12 protein-coding genes are annotated in these 16615 nt (G+C 69.4%); 10 read left to right on the top strand and 2 right to left on the bottom strand.

The genetic code is table 11. The features are described from left to right. Positions 1-123: 123 nt before the first annotated feature. Positions 124-1272 carry an FAD-dependent monooxygenase gene (locus ABFX45_RS36700; protein WP_346135150.1) on the bottom strand — a complete coding sequence of 383 codons (1149 nt, stop codon included), beginning with the start codon at positions 1270-1272 and terminating at the stop codon, positions 124-126. Positions 1273-1485: 213 nt separating this feature from the next. Between ABFX45_RS36700 and lgt the strand changes: the two genes are divergently transcribed. Genes lgt through ABFX45_RS36685 form a run of 3 tightly spaced genes read left to right on the top strand, consistent with a single transcriptional unit; the run spans position 1486 to position 4540 of the window. Continuing rightward, positions 1486-2475: a prolipoprotein diacylglyceryl transferase gene (lgt, locus tag ABFX45_RS36695; RefSeq protein ID WP_109635079.1), complete on the top strand. Its 990-nt coding sequence runs from the start codon at positions 1486-1488 to the stop codon at positions 2473-2475. Between the two features lie 3 nt (positions 2476-2478). Continuing rightward, complete coding sequence (locus ABFX45_RS36690; RefSeq protein ID WP_109633481.1) at positions 2479-3141, top strand: response regulator transcription factor; 663 nt, start codon at positions 2479-2481, stop codon at positions 3139-3141. A 49-nt stretch (positions 3142-3190) separates the two neighbouring features. Next, positions 3191-4540: a sensor histidine kinase gene (locus ABFX45_RS36685; RefSeq protein ID WP_112230527.1), complete on the top strand. Its 1350-nt coding sequence runs from the start codon at positions 3191-3193 to the stop codon at positions 4538-4540. Here the strand turns inward: ABFX45_RS36685 and ABFX45_RS36680 are convergent. Further along, a complete protein-coding gene (locus ABFX45_RS36680) occupies positions 4530-5429 on the bottom strand; it encodes a TAXI family TRAP transporter solute-binding subunit (RefSeq protein ID WP_109633479.1) in 900 nt (299 codons plus the stop codon). The genes ABFX45_RS36685 and ABFX45_RS36680 overlap by 11 nt on opposite strands. Positions 5430-5540: 111 nt before the next feature. Here ABFX45_RS36680 and dctA point away from each other — a divergent pair, with 111 nt between their 5' ends. From dctA to ABFX45_RS36645, 7 genes are all read left to right on the top strand, one after another. Further along, a complete protein-coding gene (gene dctA, locus ABFX45_RS36675) occupies positions 5541-6890 on the top strand; it encodes a C4-dicarboxylate transporter DctA (RefSeq protein WP_109633476.1) in 1350 nt (449 codons plus the stop codon). 545 nt (positions 6891-7435) lie between these two features. Beyond that, positions 7436-11959, top strand: coding sequence for a glutamate synthase large subunit (gene gltB, locus ABFX45_RS36670; protein WP_346135146.1), 4524 nt, complete (start codon positions 7436-7438; stop codon positions 11957-11959). Then, positions 11952-13457 carry a glutamate synthase subunit beta gene (locus ABFX45_RS36665; RefSeq protein ID WP_109633471.1) on the top strand — a complete coding sequence of 502 codons (1506 nt, stop codon included), beginning with the start codon at positions 11952-11954 and terminating at the stop codon, positions 13455-13457. Before gltB ends, ABFX45_RS36665 begins: the two co-directional genes overlap by 8 nt. 83 nt (positions 13458-13540) lie before the next feature. Further along, positions 13541-13978 carry a hypothetical protein gene (locus ABFX45_RS36660; protein ID WP_346135144.1) on the top strand — a complete coding sequence of 146 codons (438 nt, stop codon included), beginning with the start codon at positions 13541-13543 and terminating at the stop codon, positions 13976-13978. 250 nt (positions 13979-14228) lie between these two features. Then, positions 14229-14543, top strand: coding sequence for a hypothetical protein (locus tag ABFX45_RS36655; RefSeq protein WP_109633466.1), 315 nt, complete (start codon positions 14229-14231; stop codon positions 14541-14543). Between the two features lie 117 nt (positions 14544-14660). Further along, positions 14661-15236 (top strand): carbonic anhydrase, encoded by a 576-nt coding sequence (locus ABFX45_RS36650; protein ID WP_346135141.1) that lies wholly within the window; start codon positions 14661-14663, stop codon positions 15234-15236. 13 nt (positions 15237-15249) lie between these two features. After that, a complete protein-coding gene (locus ABFX45_RS36645) occupies positions 15250-16578 on the top strand; it encodes a SulP family inorganic anion transporter (protein WP_346135139.1) in 1329 nt (442 codons plus the stop codon). The last annotated feature ends 37 nt before the right edge of the window (positions 16579-16615 follow it).

Below are 16615 nucleotides of genomic sequence, written 5' to 3'. Positions count from 1 at the left end.
GACCAGCACGTACAGTGCGGTAAGGAGGGTGTTCAGGTCTTTCGTCACACATTGATCTTGAACACCCTCCTCCCATGCCCCGGCACCGGGCCGACTTCACCCGAACTTCACGGAATCAGTCATCTAGCCGTACAACCACTCCAGCCGTTCGTGCAGGTCGGCCGTTGTCCACGAGGCGAACATCGCGTCACGTGCCGCGGCGGCGTCACCGGCCGGGTGGTAGACCTCCCGTCCCATCAGCCGTGAGACGTGGTGGACGCGCGCGGTCCGCTCTCCGCGCAGAGACACGTACCGGGCAAAAGAGCCGCTCACGTCCCTCGGGTCGAACACGGACGAGAGGCACACGGCGTCCTCCAACGCCTGACAGGCGCCCTGAGCGGCGTACTGCAGCACGGGATGGGCGGCGTCCCCGAGCAGCACGACCCTCGAGTCCTGCCACGTCGTGACCGGCGCCCGATCGCACAACACCCACGCCCGCCACTCGCTGGCGAGCTCCATGACGCGTGCAGCGTCGTCGCACAGCGGCGAGAAGTGCCGCACCACCTCGTCGTGCTCGACGGGCTTGCCGGTCAGGGGATCGGTGGCGCCGTTGTCGGTGGTGGCCACCAGGTTCACGTACCGCCCACCGGCGATCACGTACCAGACGACGTGGTAGCGCGGCCCGGCCCAGAGCGTGACGACGTTCTCTTTCAGTTCCCGCGGCACGTTCTGAGCGGGGATGACCGCGCGGAAGGTGGTGTGCCCGGACACCTGCGGATCCCCGTCGCCCACGAGCTGCCTCCGCACCGCCGACCGCAACCCGTCCGCGCCGATCAACGCGGACCCCTGCACGAGCTCGCCCGACCGCAGCACCGCCGTGACGCCGTCCGAGTCCTGCGCGTAGGCCTCCACGCCGCTGTTCACCCGCAGGTCGACCCGCTCGTCGTCCTGACAGGCGTCGAGCAGCGGCGTCAGCACGTCGCTGCGATGCACCACGGCATACGTGCCGAACCGCTCCCGGAAGCCCTCGTCGAGAGGCAAGGAGGCGATCAGCTCGCCGGAGACCCCGCACCGCAGCCGCAACGCGTCCACGTGCACGGCCCGCGCCCGCACCACCGCCCCCACGCCCAGCGCGTCGAGCATGCGAAACCCGTTCGGCCCGACCTGGATGCCGGCGCCGATCTCCTCGAACACCGCGGCGGCCTCGAGCACCGTCACGCGGTGCCCGGCCCGTGCGAGCCCGAGCGCTGCTGCCAGGCCACCGATACCGCCGCCGACCACCAGGACCGTCATGTCCGACCTTTCGCGAGCCCGCCAGAGGACCGCGTCCGAGTATGTCGGCTCCGCGATCACGAACCCCCCAGGCCGAGGCCGGGAGGTCTGGGGAATTCCCGGCCCGCGGAGAGGCCGTGATCGTTCCGATCACGCCCATCAAGGTCGCGAACCCCTAACGAAGGAGCGTCCGAACGAGACGTGAACGAGCCCACCGGTACGGTGGGCGCTGTGTTGAACGCCGTCCTGGCCACGATCCCGAGCCCCGACCAAGGTGTGTGGTACCTCGGTCCGCTCCCCATCAGGGCCTACGCGCTGTGCATCATCGCCGGCATCATCGTCGCCATCTGGTGGGGCGAACGCCGCTGGGTGGCCCGCGGGGGCATCAAGGGCGAGGTGACCGACATCGCCGTGTGGGCGGTGCCGTTCGGCCTCGTCGGCGGCAGGCTCTACCACGTCATCACCGACAACCAGAAGTACTTCGGGCCCGGGAAGAACCCCCTCGCGGCGCTGGAGATCTGGAACGGTGGCCTGGGCATCTGGGGCGCCATCGCGCTCGGTGCCGTGGGCGCGTGGATCGGATGCCGCCGCAAGGGCATTCCGCTGCCGGCGCTGGCCGACGCGCTGGCGCCCGGCATCGTCGTCGCGCAGGCCATCGGGCGGCTCGGCAACTACTTCAACCAGGAGCTCTACGGCGGCGACACGACGCTGCCTTGGGGCCTGGAGATCTACCGCCGCGTCACGCCGGAAGGGCGGGAGGACGCGCTGGCCGGTGTGGCCATCGACCACACGCCGATCCAGGTCGTGCACCCCACGTTCCTCTACGAGCTGCTGTGGAACCTCGGTGTCGCGCTGCTGATCGTGTGGGCCGACCGCAAGTTCCGGCTGGGCCACGGGCGGGTCTTCGCGCTGTACGTCGCGGGCTACACGGCCGGGCGGTTCTGGATCGAGATGATGCGCACGGACGAGGCGACGCTGATCTTCGGCACGCGCGTCAACGTGTTCGTGTCGGCGCTGGTCTTCATCGGTGCGGTCGCCTACTTCATCATCGCCAGGTCGCGCGGCGAGCGTGAGGACGTCGCGGCCCTGCGCGCCACCGCGGAACCGGAAGCGGAGCCAGAAGCGGGACCCGCGGCGGAACCCGCGGCCGACGACGTCGCCGAGAACCAGAACGACGACGTCAAGGAAGAGAAGAACTCCCCGGAGTCCGTCAAACCGGAGTGATCTGTGCGCGTGCTCGTCGTCGAGGATGACGACCGGGTGGCCAGAGGCCTGCTGACCGCTCTGCGGCACGCCGGCTACGAGGTGCATCGGGTGGCCACGGCCGCCGACGCGCTGCGAGCCGCACCGGCTGACGTCGTGCTGCTCGACCTCGGCCTGCCCGACGGCGACGGCCTGGACGTGCTGCGCGAGCTGCGGCACCGTCCGGGCACCGCCGTGATCACGGTGACGGCGCGTGGCGAGGAGCGCGAACGTGTGCTCGGGCTGCGTGCGGGCGCCGACGACTACGTGGTGAAGCCGTTCGGCACGTCCGAGCTGCTGGCGCGCATCGAAGCCGTCCTCAGGAGGACCCGCACCCACCGCGCAGAGCCGGAGAGCGACGGCCCGATCCAGGTCGGCGAGCTGCAGATCTCCACGTCCACGCGAGCCGTCACGCTCGCGGGCACACCGCTGTCGCTGACGCGCAAGGAGTTCGACCTCCTCGCCCTGCTCGCGACCAGGGCGGGCGAGGTGGTGAGCCGCGACTTCATCGTCGACCAGGTGTGGCAGGCGCACTGGGAGGCGCCGTCACGAACGCTGGACACGCACATCGCGGCGTTGCGCGGCAAGCTGGGCGAGCACGTCAAGATCGAAACGGTCAGGGGCGTGGGGTACCGGCTGGCGGGGTGACGTAGCTCCGCGAGACAACGCACAGGCAGGTGCGGAACAATCGCGGCTGATGCTCCGCCGACTGCTCGTCATCACCGTCCCGCTGCTCGTCGCCCTGGTCGCGGCGCTCGGCATCCCGCTGGCGTCCGCGGTGGTGCAGCGCGAAACGCAGACCACCTACCTCGACCGCCTGAGCGACGCGCGACGGTTCGCCTCGCTGGCCGAGAGCGCCCTGCAGTCGGACCGGCTCCTCCCGCTCGACCTGGAGATCCAGCGCTACGACCAGCTCTTCGACATCCCCGTCGCCCTGGTCAGCGCGGACAAGCGGCTCCTGCTCACCTCGCGCCGCGGCTTCAACCCGACCAACGACCCCGAGGTCGTCGCGGTCCTGAACGAGGCGCTCAACGGCATCCAGCCCGACACCGACTACTCGGGCTGGCCGTGGCGGACGGGCCCGATGGTCGTCGTGGAGCCGGTCGGGCGCGACAGCGAGGCGGTCGCCGCGGTCGTCACGATCTCGTCGACGGGAGCGCTCAGAGCCGAGGTGCTGCGCCAGTGGGGGCTCATGGCGCTGGCCGGGCTCGCGCCGATGCTGGCCGTGGTCGCCGCCGCCTGGCCCATGTCGCGGTGGGTGCTCCGGCCGGTCCGCAGGCTCGACGACGCCACCGCGGCGGTCGCGGCGGGCAACCTCGACGTGCGCGCGGACGAGGTCGGCGGGCCTCCCGAGCTGCGCAGGCTGGCCAGAAGCTTCAACACCATGGTCGACGTCGTCGGGAAGGCCCTGAACAGGCAAAAGGCGTTCGTCGCCGACGCATCGCACCAGCTGCGCAACCCACTGGCGAGCCTCCGGCTGGCAGTCGACAACCTCGCGCCGCACGTGGACGGCGAGCACGGCAGGGAGGCGCACCAGATCGCCGTCGACGAGGCCGAGGAGATGGGCCGCGTGCTCGACACGCTGCTCGCCGCCACCCGCCTCGACAGCGCGCGCAAGACCGAGCCTGTCGACATCGACCAGCTGCTCGTGACCCACAAACCCGCCTGGCAGGCGCTCGCGGCGAAGTCGGGCATCACGCTCGACGTCGACGTCCCGCCCGGCCTCACCATGCAGGAACCGCCCGGCGGGCTCGGCAGCGTGCTGGACGAGCTCGTCAGCAACGCGGTCCGGCTCGCGGGCGCCACCGAGGTCCGGATCACCGGCAAGCCCGGCGAGCTGCACGTCATCGACAACGGCGAGGGCCTGACCGGCGAGGAACGCGAGCACGCCCTGCAGCGGTTCTGGCGCGCCACCAAGCACCAGAACATCGCGGGCACCGGGATGGGGCTCGCCATCTGCGCGGAGCTGATCGAGTCGGCGGGCGGCACGCTCACCCTGCACGACGCCGGGCCGGGGCTGGACGTGAAGGTCGCCCTCAGCGCTTGACCGAACGGAACCACCGCGCGGCACCGTCGTGCAGCGGCACCTCGCCGGTGGCGATGCCGGTGCGGACGTTGATCCGCGCCGCCTCCGGGTGGCCCTCCACGATCCGCGCGGTCTCGGTGAACACCGTGCGGGTCACGACCTCGACGACGTCCGCGCTCAGCGACTCGTGGGCGAGCAGCAGGTTCGGTACCGCGAACGTCCGGTTCGACGGCAGCGCCTCGTAGGTCTTCGCGGGGATCGTCGCCGGGATGTACGGGCCGCGGAACGCGTCGGCGAACTCGGCCGCCTCCGCCGGGATGTCGATCAGCCGCACGTTGCCGCGCAGGTCGGTGATCGCGGACGTCGGGATGCCGGTGAGCGCGAGCATCGCGTCCAGGGAGCCCTCGGCCACCCGGCGCGAGGCCTCCGAGTGCGCCATCCGTTCGTCCAATGCGGACACACCGAAGTGGTTGAGCATCCGGGTGCCGGTGAACTCGGTGCCAGAACCCGTTGGTCCCAATGAGATCCGCTTGCCGGCCAGGTCGCGGAACCTCTCGATCGGCGAGATCGCGGGCACCGCGATCTGCATGAAGCTGTCGTAGAGCCGCCCGACCGCGCGAACGCTCTCGGGGTTGTCGATGGGGTCCAAAGAGGACAGGGCGAGCTGGGCCGCGCCGGACCTCAGCAGCCGGAGGTTCTCCACCGACGCGGCGGTCGGCAGCGGGATGACCTTCGTGCCGGGCAGCTGCTCGGCCAGTGCCTCCGCCAGCGCGCCTCCGACCTCGCGGAAGACCGCGCCGTCCGGCCCGGTCGCGAGCACCAGTTCCGGAGGCGCCTCGACCTTGCGCTGGGTGCACCCCGCGAAAGCGAGGGTTGCCCCTAGCAGAAGTGTGCGACGGCTGAGCGACACAGATGAAGACTAGCCGTTACGTCAGAGCTGTCTGAAGTTTCCGTGCGTTGCCTTGTCGCTGCCCGTGGCGCGGCTCACCCTCACTCCCAACGCGATGTTCGAGGAGGAACAGTGGCGACCACCACCACAGGCCGCAAACCGATCTACAAGCACCTGTACTTCTGGGTGCTGGTCTCCATCGTGCTGGGCGCCGCCGTCGGCTTCCTGTTCCCCAAACAGGCATCCGAGATGAAGTGGCTCGCCGACCTGTTCGTCAACCTCGTCAAGGTCGTCATCGCGCCGACCATCTTCGCGACGATCATCGTCGGCATCGCCGGTCTCGGAAACCTGGCCAAGGCGGGCGGGCTGGCGCTGCGGACGCTGCTCTACTTCACCGCGATGACCACGGTGGCTCTCGCCATCGGCCTCGTCGTCGTGAACATCGTGCAGCCGGGTCACCACGGCGGCGAGATCACGCTCAACGCGAGCCAGGCCGACGCCACGCTGAAGTCCGCCGCCAGCGCCGAAACCGGCGTCACCGGGTTCATCCTCAGCCTGGTGCCGAAGTCGTTCGTCAGCGCCTTCACCGACGGCCAGCTGATCCAGGTGCTCGTCGTCGCGATTCTCGTGGCGATCGCGGTCGCCGGCATGGGTGAGCGCGGCGCCAAGGTCGTGTCCGCGATGGACACCGTCGCCAAGGTCATGTTCGGCATCATCAAGATCGTCATGTACGTCGCCCCGATCGGTGCCTTCGGCGGTATCGCCTACACCGTCGGCAAGTTCGGCGGCAGCGTCATCGGCAAGCTGTTGTGGCTGATGGGTTCCTTCTACGCCACGTGCCTGCTCTTCGTCATCGTGGTGCTCGGCCTCGTCGCGAAGTTCGCCGGCTTCAGCCTGTTCAAGTTCCTGCGCTACATCAAGGACGAGATCCTCATCGTGCTCGGCACGTCGTCCAGCGAGTCGGTGCTGCCGCGCATGCTGGTCAAGCTGGAGGCGGCGGGCGCCCAGAAGTCGGTCGTCGGTCTCACCATCCCGACGGGGTACTCGTTCAACCTCGACGGCACGTGCATCTACCTGACGATGGGCGCGATCTTCATCGCCCAGGCCACCGGTCACGACGTGTCGCTCGGCGTGCAGATCGGCCTGCTGCTGTTCATGCTGATCGCGTCGAAGGGCGCGGCGGGCGTCACCGGTGCCGGCCTCGTCACCCTGGCCGCGTCGCTGCAGGCCTTCGAGGCCCACAGCGCCATCCCCGCCGTCGGCATCGCGCTGATCGTCGGCATCGACCGCTTCATGTCCGAGGCCCGCGCCATCACCAACGTGATCGGCAACGGTGTGGGCTCCCTCGTCGTCGCCGCCTGGCAGAAGGGCCTCGACAAGGAACGCCTGAACGAGGTGCTGAACAACCCCGACCTGGTCGACGTCGACGACCTGCTGGCGAAGCAGCACTCGGAGGCGGACAAGGTGGCGGTTGCCCACTGAGAAACGTCCGTGGCAGGGGACGTCTCTTCCCGTCCCCTGCCACGAGACCAGCAGGTCCTCGTGAATGCCGAGGCCTCGCTCTCCCCGCATGCGGCGCGGGGTGAACGGGGCCTCGGTCTCGTTTGGTGGGGAACAATCGGCGGCCGCCGGAATGGACGGTGCGCACCCGGTCACAGGCCGTGGTGTGAGCGTCCGCTAACTGAGACGGCAGGCGGCTGACCAGCCAGAAGGCTCGGGTGCCCAGCGGATCCAGTGGTAAACCGTGAATGTCACGGAACTCTCATCGGACTCGCTGATGTTGAACGTTCGGTTACGCTAACCCGGCTGTAACGAACGCCGACGTCGGCCGCAATGTCGCTCAGCTGTGGGGAATCGTTACACATCCATGACCTAGATCACCCATTGGCGGGTGTACCTGGGTTTCGCGGCTGTTAAAGTCGCGTCAACACGCGGGCCATCGTCGTCCCGTGCTCCACCTGTTGGTTCGAGGTCTGAGCACGAGGACTTTAGTTCTTTACGCGAGGACGACGAAGGAGGTCTGCGCAGTGATCTTCTCCGCCATCCCCGGCCCCCAGGGTCTTTACGACCCGTCTGACGAGCGCGACGCCTGTGGTGTCGCCATGGTGGCCGACATCCAGGGCAGGCGTTCGCACGGCATCGTGATCGATGCCCTGACAGCGCTCGCGAACCTGGAGCATCGCGGTGCCGCCGGCGCCGAACCCACCTCGGGTGACGGTGCTGGCATCCTCCTGCAGCTGCCGGACGAGTTCCTGCGTGCCGTGGTCGAGTTCGACCTGCCGGAACGCGGGCGGTACGCGGCGGGAATCGCTTTCCTGCCGTTTGAGGCCGAAGAACGCGCGAAGGCGATGCGGGAGATCGAGCGCATCGCCGAGGAGGAGAACCTCGAGGTTCTGGGCTGGCGCGACGTTCCGGTCGACCCGGAGAAGGCCAACGTCGGCCCGACCGCGATGTCGGTGGCGCCGCACTTCGCGCAGCTGTTCGTCAAGGGCACGCGGGACGAGGAGGGCATCGGGCTGGACCGCCTGGCCTTCTGCCTGCGCAAGCGGGTCGAGCACGAGGGCAGCGTGTACTTCCCGTCGCTGTCCGCGCGCACGATCGTCTACAAGGGAATGCTGACGACCGAGCAGCTGCCGGCGTTCTTCCCGGACCTGCACGACGAGCGCCTCTACACGGCGATCGCGTTGGTGCACAGCCGTTTCTCCACGAACACGTTCCCCTCGTGGCCGCTCGCGCACCCGTTCCGGTTCGTCGCGCACAACGGTGAGATCAACACCGTCCGCGGCAACCGCAACCGCATGCGCGCCCGCGAGGCGTTGCTGGACAGCGATCTCATTCCCGGTGACCTCGCCCGGCTCTTCCCGATCTGCGACCCCGAGGGGTCGGACTCGGCGAGCTTCGACGAGGTGCTGGAGCTGCTGCACCTCGGTGGCCGCAGCCTGCCGCACGCGGTGCTGATGATGATCCCGGAGGCGTGGGAGAACCACGCCACGATGGATCCGAAGCGCCGTGCGTTCTACCAGTTCCACGCCTCGCTGATGGAGCCGTGGGACGGCCCGGCCTGTGTCACCTTCACCGACGGCGAGATCGTCGGCGCGGTGCTCGACCGCAACGGCCTGCGTCCCGCCCGCTGGTGGCAGACCGCGGACGGCCGCGTCGTGCTGGCGTCCGAGACCGGTGTGCTCGACGTGCCGTCCGACCAGGTGGTCGCGAAGGGCCGCCTGCAGCCGGGCCGCATGTTCCTGGTGGACACCACCGAGGGCCGCATCATCGACGACGACGAGTTCAAGTCGAACCTCGCGTCGGAGCTGCCCTACGACGAGTGGCTGCACGCCGGCCTGCTCGACCTCGCCGACCTGCAGGACCGCGAGCACGTGGTGCAGAGCCACGAGTCCGTCCTGCGCCGCCAGCTCACCTTCGGCTACACCGAGGAGGAGCTGCGGATCCTGCTCACGCCCATGTCGATCACGGGCCAGGAGCCGCTGGGCTCCATGGGCACGGACACCCCGGTCGCCGCGCTGTCGCAGCGTTCCCGGCTGCTCTACGACTACTTCGTGCAGAACTTCGCGCAGGTCACCAACCCGCCGCTGGACGCGATCCGTGAAGAGATCGTCACGTCCGTCAAGCGCGTGATGGGCCCTGAGCAGAACCTGCTCGACCCCGGCCCGGTGTCGTGCCGCCACGTCACGCTGGACTACCCGGTCATCGACAACGACGAGCTCGCCAAGCTCATCCACATCAACGACGACGGCGACCTGCCGGGCTTCGCCTGCACCGTCCTCTCCGGACTGTACGAGGTGGACGGCGGCGGCGAAGCTCTCGCGGCTGCCATCGAACGTGTCCGCCGGGAGGCCTCCGAGGCCATCGCGAACGGCGCGCGCACGCTCGTGCTCAGCGACCGCGACTCCGACCACCGCATGGCGCCGATCCCGTCGCTGCTGCTCGTCTCCGCGGTGCACCACCATCTGGTGCGCACCAAGGAACGCCTGCGCGTCGCGCTCGTCGTCGAGTCCGGCGACTGCCGCGAGGTCCACCACGTCGCCGCGCTGCTGAGCTACGGCGCCGCCGCGGTGAACCCGTACCTCGCGTTCGAGACGATCGAAGACCTGATCAGCCAGGGCGCCATCACCGGCGTCCCCGCGCACAAGGCGATCCGCAACTACGTCAAGGCGCTCGTGAAGGGCGTCCTGAAGATCATGTCGAAGATGGGCATCTCGACGGTCGGCGCCTACACCGCGGCGCAGGTCTTCGAGGCGGTCGGCCTGTCGAACGACCTGCTGGACGAGTACTTCACCGGCACGCAGTCCAAGCTCGGCGGGGCCGGCCTGGACGTGCTGGCCGAGGAGGTCGCGCTGCGCCACCGCCGCGCGCACCCGGACAACCCGACCGACCGCGTGCACCGCCGGCTCGAGGTCGGTGGCGACTACCAGTACCGCCGCGAGGGCGAGCTGCACCTGTTCACGCCGGAGACGGTGTTCCTGCTGCAGCACGCCACGAAGACGCGCAAGGAGGACGTCTTCCGCCGCTACACCGCGGAGGTCGAGCGCCTCTCGCGGTTGGGCGGCACGTTGCGCGGCCTGTTCAAGTTCCGCACCGAGGGCCGCACGCCGATCCCGATCGACGAGGTCGAGCCGGTCAGCTCGATCGTCAAGCGCTTCAACACCGGCGCCATGTCGTACGGCTCGATCTCGGCCGAGGCGCACGAAACCCTTGCCATCGCGATGAACCGGCTCGGCGGCCGGTCCAACTCCGGTGAGGGCGGCGAAGACCGCGAGCGCCTGTACGACCCCGAGCGCCGTTCGGCGGTCAAGCAGGTCGCGAGTGGACGGTTCGGCGTCACGAGCGAGTACCTCGTGAACTCCACGGACATCCAGATCAAGATGGCGCAGGGCGCGAAGCCCGGCGAGGGCGGCCAGCTGCCCGGCTTCAAGGTCTACCCGTGGGTCGCGCGCACCCGGCACTCCACGCCGGGCGTCGGCCTGATCTCGCCGCCGCCGCACCACGACATCTACTCGATCGAGGACCTGGCGCAGCTCATCCACGATCTGAAGAACGCGAACGAGCAGGCGCGGGTTCACGTGAAGCTCGTCTCGTCGATCGGTGTCGGCACGGTCGCGGCCGGTGTCGCCAAGGCGCACGCCGACGTCGTGCTGATCTCCGGCTACGACGGCGGCACGGGTGCCTCGCCGATGAACTCGCTCAAGCACGCGGGAACGCCGTGGGAGATCGGCCTCGCCGAGACCCAGCAGACGCTGCTGCTCAACGGTCTGCGCGACCGCATCACCGTCCAGGTCGACGGCGCGATGCGCACCGGCCGCGACGTCGTGGTCGCCGCTCTGCTCGGCGCGGAGGAGTTCGGCTTCGCCACGGCACCGCTGATCGTCGCGGGCTGCGTGATGATGCGCGTCTGCCACCTGGACACGTGCCCGGTCGGCGTCGCCACGCAGAACCCGGACCTGCGCGCCCGCTACACCGGCCAGGCCGACCACGTGGTGAACTTCTTCGAGTTCGTCGCGCAGGAAGCAAGGGAACTGCTGGCGGAGCTCGGTTTCCGCACGGTCGACGAGGCCGTCGGACACGCCGAGCTGCTCGACAAGGACGAGGCGATCGAGCACTGGAAGACCGCGGGCCTGAACCTGGACCCGGTCTTCGAGGTGCCGGAAACCCCGTACCCGACGGCGAAGCGCAAGATCCGCGACCAGGACCACGGCCTGGACAAGGCGCTGGACCGCACGCTGATCCAGCTCGCCGAGGCGGCGCTGGAGGACGCGCACCAGGTCAACCTGGAGCTGCCCGTCCGCAACGTCAACCGCACGGTCGGCACGCTGCTCGGCGCCGAGGTCACCCGCCGCTACGGCGGCGAGGGCCTGGAGGACGACACGATCCGGGTGAAGCTGACCGGCTCGGCCGGCCAGTCGCTCGGCGCGTTCCTGCCGCGCGGCATCACGCTGGAGATGGTCGGCGACGCGAACGACTACGTCGGCAAGGGCCTGTCCGGCGGCCGGATCATCGTCCGCCCGCACGACGACGCGCCGTTCCGCGCCGAGGACCAGGTGATCGCGGGCAACGTGATCGGCTACGGCGCCACGTCCGGCGAGGTGTTCCTGCGCGGCCGCGTCGGCGAGCGCTTCTGCGTCCGCAACTCCGGCGCCCTGCTGGTGGCCGAGGGCGTGGGCGACCACGCGTTCGAATACATGACCGGTGGCCGGGCCGTGGTGCTCGGGCCGACCGGGCGCAACGTCGCGGCCGGCATGTCCGGCGGTATCGCGTACGTGCTCGACCTGGACCCGTTGTCGGTGAACCAGGAGATGGTGCAACTGCAGCGCCTCAACGCCGAGGACCTGCGTTGGCTCAAGGACGCCGTCACCAGGCACCACAAGCACACCGGCTCTGCCGTCGCTGCTTCGCTGCTCGGTGACTGGACCCGTCGAGCCGGTGCGTTCACGAAGGTCATGCCCGGCGACTACCAGCGCGTTCTCGAGGCCATGCGCCTCGCCCGCGCCGAGGGCCGGGACGTTGACGCGGCTGTCATGGAGGCGTCTCGTGGCTGATCCACAGGGTTTCATGAAGTACTCCCGCTCCGACGCTCCGAAGCGTCCGAAGCCGGAACGGTTGCAGGACTGGAACGAGGTCTACCTCCAGGAAGACCCCGCCCAGCGCAACGACGCCGTGCGCACGCAGGCGACGCGCTGCATGGACTGCGGCATTCCCTTCTGCCACAGCGGAACCGCGGGCTGCCCGCTCGGGAACCTGATCCCCGAGTGGAACGACCTGGTCCGCCGCGGCGACTGGGAGCTCGCCTCGGACCGCCTGCACGCCACCAACAACTTCCCGGAGTTCACGGGCCGGCTGTGCCCGGCGCCGTGTGAGGCCGCCTGCGTGCTGGCGATCTCGCACGACGCGGGTGGCGCCGTCGCGATCAAGCGCGTCGAAGAGACGATCGCGGACATGTCGTGGGAGAACGGCTACGTCCAGCCGTCGACCGCCGCCGTGTCCTCCGGCAAGCGCGTCGCGGTCGTCGGCTCCGGCCCCGCCGGTCTGGCCGCCGCCCAGCAGCTGACCCGTGCCGGGCACGAGGTCGTGGTGTACGAACGGGATGACCGGCTCGGCGGCCTGCTGCGGTACGGCATCCCCGAGTTCAAGATGGAGAAGAAGGTCCTCGACCGGCGCCTGGCGCAACTCCGTCGTGAGGGCACCAAGTTCGTGACCGGCTGCGAGGTCGGCGTCGACATCACCGTCGAGCAGCTGCGCGCCGAGTTCGACGCGGTCGTGCTGGCCGTCGGCGCGCTGCGCGGCCGGGACGACAAGGCGACCCCCGGACGTGAGCTCAAGGGCATCCACCTCGCGATGGACCACCTGGTCCCCGCGAACCGCGCGTGCGAGGGCGACGGCCCGTCGTCGATCTCGGCCGAGGGCAAGCACGTCATCGTCATCGGCGGTGGCGACACGGGCGCCGACTGCTACGGCACCGCGACCCGCCAGGGCGCGCTGTCCGTGACGCAGCTCGACCAGTACCCGATGCCGCCCACCGTGCGCGACGACGAGCGCTCGCCGTGGCCGGTGTGGCCGCACATCCTGCGCACGTACCCGGCGCACGAAGAAGCCGGCGAACGCCGCTTCACCGTGGCGGTCCGCCGCTTCGTCGGTGACGACGACGGTCACGTGCGCTTCATCGAGCTGCAGCAGGTGCGCGTCGAGAAGGACTCGTCCGGCCGCCGCTCGGTCGTGCCGCTGTCCGACGAGGTCGAGGTCCTGCCAGCGGACCTGGTGCTGCTGGCGATCGGCTTCGAGGGCGTCGAGCACATGCGGCTCCTTGACGACCTCGGCATCTCGCTGACGACGCGGGGCACCATCTCGTGCGGCTCCGACTGGCAGACGACCGCGCCCGGCGTGTTCGTGTGCGGCGACGCGCACCGCGGCGCTTCGCTCGTGGTGTGGGCGATCGCGGAGGGCCGGTCCGTGGCGCACGCCGTGGACAACTTCCTCACGGGCTCCTCGAACCTGCCTTCGCCGGTCATCCCGAACCAGCTTCCGCTCGCTGTGGTCTGACAACGGCGTCAGACCCGCGGAGAGCAGCATGACGCCCCGGCCGACAACGACGTCGACCGGGGCGTTCGCCTTCTCTGGTGTCGATGCGCATGAAGGTGTTCCCGCTCGCGTTCGCTTCGATCCGCGGTGAGTTCCGCGGCACCACCTGGGACGCCGTGGCCGAGTGGTACGACGAACTGCGCCGGGACAACGAAGGATTCGAGTCGCACCAGTACCTGCGCGACATCGTCGCGAATGTCCGTGCGAGCGGCGTGGCGGACCGCCTGGGCGTGATCACCTCGATGCACGACCTCGTCGTGGTGTCACTCGAGACGAAGAACGGGCACTACGAGACCATCAAGGTGATCTCCCCGTCGACCATGGCGCCCGTCGACGACGGCTGCTTCGCGCTGACCTTCTTCGGCCGCAAGAAACGCAGGCACGGGCGTGAGGAGGTTCAGCAGCACCCGGTCGCGGACGCGGTGCCCGCGTTCTGGCGGATGGCCGAGGAGAAGTTCGGCATCAGCCCAGCAGCGCGGTGACCTCCGCGAGCTGCGCGCCCCTGCCCTGACCGCGGTAGAGCTCCGCCGCCTGCCGCACCCGATCGTGAGGACGGCACCGTGACGCCGCTTCTGTACGGCTCGACGGGCCGTTTCAGCGCGTGACACCCGGAAGCACTTTCGGGTGAAACTGGTGCTTGATACGGGCGATCTGCGTCTCGTATATCGCGAAGGTTGTCCGGTTCGGGCGAAACTGGAGGCCGTAGATCATCTCGGTCGGGGGTGGGTGAGCATGCGCAGCGTTCTGCTGGCCGTCGTGATCGCCCTGTGCGCCGTGCTGGCCCCGGCCGTCACGCCCGCGTCGATCGGCGCGCCGCCGCCGAAGTCCAAGACCTCTGTGCCCAAGGAGGAAGCGCCCCGAGAGGAGCGCGAGACGAGCCGGTTGCGAGTGCCGGCCGCGTCCGTCGAGCGGGTGTCCAGCGTGGCGCGTCCGGCGGAGGTGCCGGTGTTCGCGCCCCGCGAGGTGGCCGGCGTCGTGCTGGTGTCCGCGGCCGAACCCATGACGGTTTGGCGCACACCGCCCGCACTGCAGGTGTTCCGGAACTGATCGGTCCCGCCTCCGGTTTTGAGCCGACACGCTTCTCGTCGGCTGAAAACCGGATCGTGCCAGGACAAATGACACTGATCAGAACCGAACACATCTCATCGGCAGTGAGGGATTTCCATGGACTTCCACCGCTTTGTTCAGCATGCCCGCGCACACGCCAAGTCGCGGTCGCGCGCCGCCGGCAAGAGGCTCGCGGCCGGGCAGCAGCCCACGACGATGTTCATCACGTGTGCCGACTCGCGCATCGTGACGGCCGAGATCACCGGGGCCGAGCCGGGCTCGCTCTTCGAGTTGCGTACCGCGGGCAACGTCATCCCGCCGTACTCGCTGACGGCGCCGTCCAGCGAGATGGCCACGATCGAGTTCGCGGTGCTGCAGCTCGGGGTCAGCGAGATCGTCGTCTGCGGTCACTCGCACTGCGGTGCGGTCACGGTGTTGAACGGCGCGAAGATCGACCACCTGCCGGCGATGCGGGGATGGCTGCGGCCACGGCAGCGGACCAGGCAGCCGGGTGATCCGGCGATGCGGGCCGAGGGGCAGGAGCACGTGCGGGGGCAGCTCGAGGTGCTGCTGGCGTACCCGTTCGTCGCCGAGAAGGTGGCGGCGGGCGAGCTGCGGGTGCACGGCTGGTTCTACGACATCGAGACCGGTGAAGTTTCCGCGTGTGCCGAACACGCTTTCCTTCCGCTGTAAGGGTTGCACGGACATGAAGAAGTACTGGGCCGATCTCGGTGCGTCGGTCGTCGTGTTCCTCGTGGCGCTGCCGCTGTGCGTTGGTGTGGCGGTGGCGTCCGGGGTGCCGGCCGAGCTCGGCATCGTGACCGGTGTGGTCGGCGGCATCGTCGTCGGGCTGTTGCCGGGGAGCACGATGCAGGTGAGCGGGCCGGCGGCGGGGCTCACGGTGCTGGTGGCGGATGCCGTGGCACAGCACGGCATCCAGGCGCTGGGTGTGATCGTTCTCGGCGCCGGGTTGCTGCAGATCGCGCTGGGCCTGGCCCGGTGCGGGCGGTGGTTCCGCGCGATCTCGCCGTCGGTCGTGCAGGGGATGCTGGCGGGCATCGGGCTGGTGCTGGTGTTCGGACAGGTGAAGCACCTGGTGGTGTCGCCGGTGGCGTTGGCGCTGGGCCTGCTCACCGTGGTGATCATGCTGCTGTGGCAACGAACCCGGTTACGTCTGGTGCCCGGCATCCTCGTCGGTGTGGTCGTGTGCACGGTGGTGGCGGCGGTGTCCGGCTCGCCGGTGACACGGATCGAGGTCGGCACTCTCTCGGCGGACGTGCACCTGCCGGACTTCTCGTTGCTGGACACCGGAGTCGTGGGTACCGCGGTGGTGTTCGCCCTCGTGGCGTCGGCGGAGAGCATGTTCAGCGCGGCGGCGGTTGATCGCATGCACACCGGGCCGCGCACGCGGTACAACCGCGAGCTCGTGGCGCAGGGCGTGGGCAACTCGATCTGCGGCCTGCTCGGGGCGTTGCCGATGACGGCGGTCATCGTGCGCAGCGCGGCCAACGTCCAGGCCGGTGCGCGAACCAGGGCCTCGCGAGTGCTGCACGGCGTGTGGTTGTTGATGTTCGTGGTGTTGCTGCCCGGACTGCTGACGCTGATCCCCGTCGCCGTGCTGGCCGCGGTGCTGGTGCACGCCGGGTGGAAGCTGCTCGGCGGCAGGCAGGTGATCACGTTGTGGCGCACCGACAAGGCGGAAGGCGCTGTGCTGGTGCTGACCGCAGGGCTCATCGTGGCCACGGACCTGCTGACCGGGACGCTCATCGGCCTGCTGGCCGCCGTCGTGAAGACGGCCTGGGACGTGTCCCGCCTGTCCGTCACCATCACCAAGGACGGGGTCGCGCTCAAGGGAAACGCGACCTTCCTGCGACTGCCCCGGCTGCTGGACGCGCTGGACCGGGTCGACCGCGAGCACGTCCGGATGGACCTGAGCGGGGTCCGGCACCTCGACCAGGCCTGCGGGCAGGCCATCGACCAGTGGGTCGACGAGTCGCGCCGCGCAGGCAGGACCGTCGAGCTGGTCGGGAGATAGCGGCGCCTTGTCTGCACCGTACTCCGTGAAGGGCGAG

Origin of the sequence: Lentzea roselyniae, from assembly GCF_039537795.1 — a bacterium.
GTDB classification, from domain to species: domain Bacteria; phylum Actinomycetota; class Actinomycetes; order Mycobacteriales; family Pseudonocardiaceae; genus Lentzea; species Lentzea atacamensis.
Note: the sequence above shows the minus strand (reverse complement) of the source record. Positions and strands in the feature narration are given on the sequence as shown.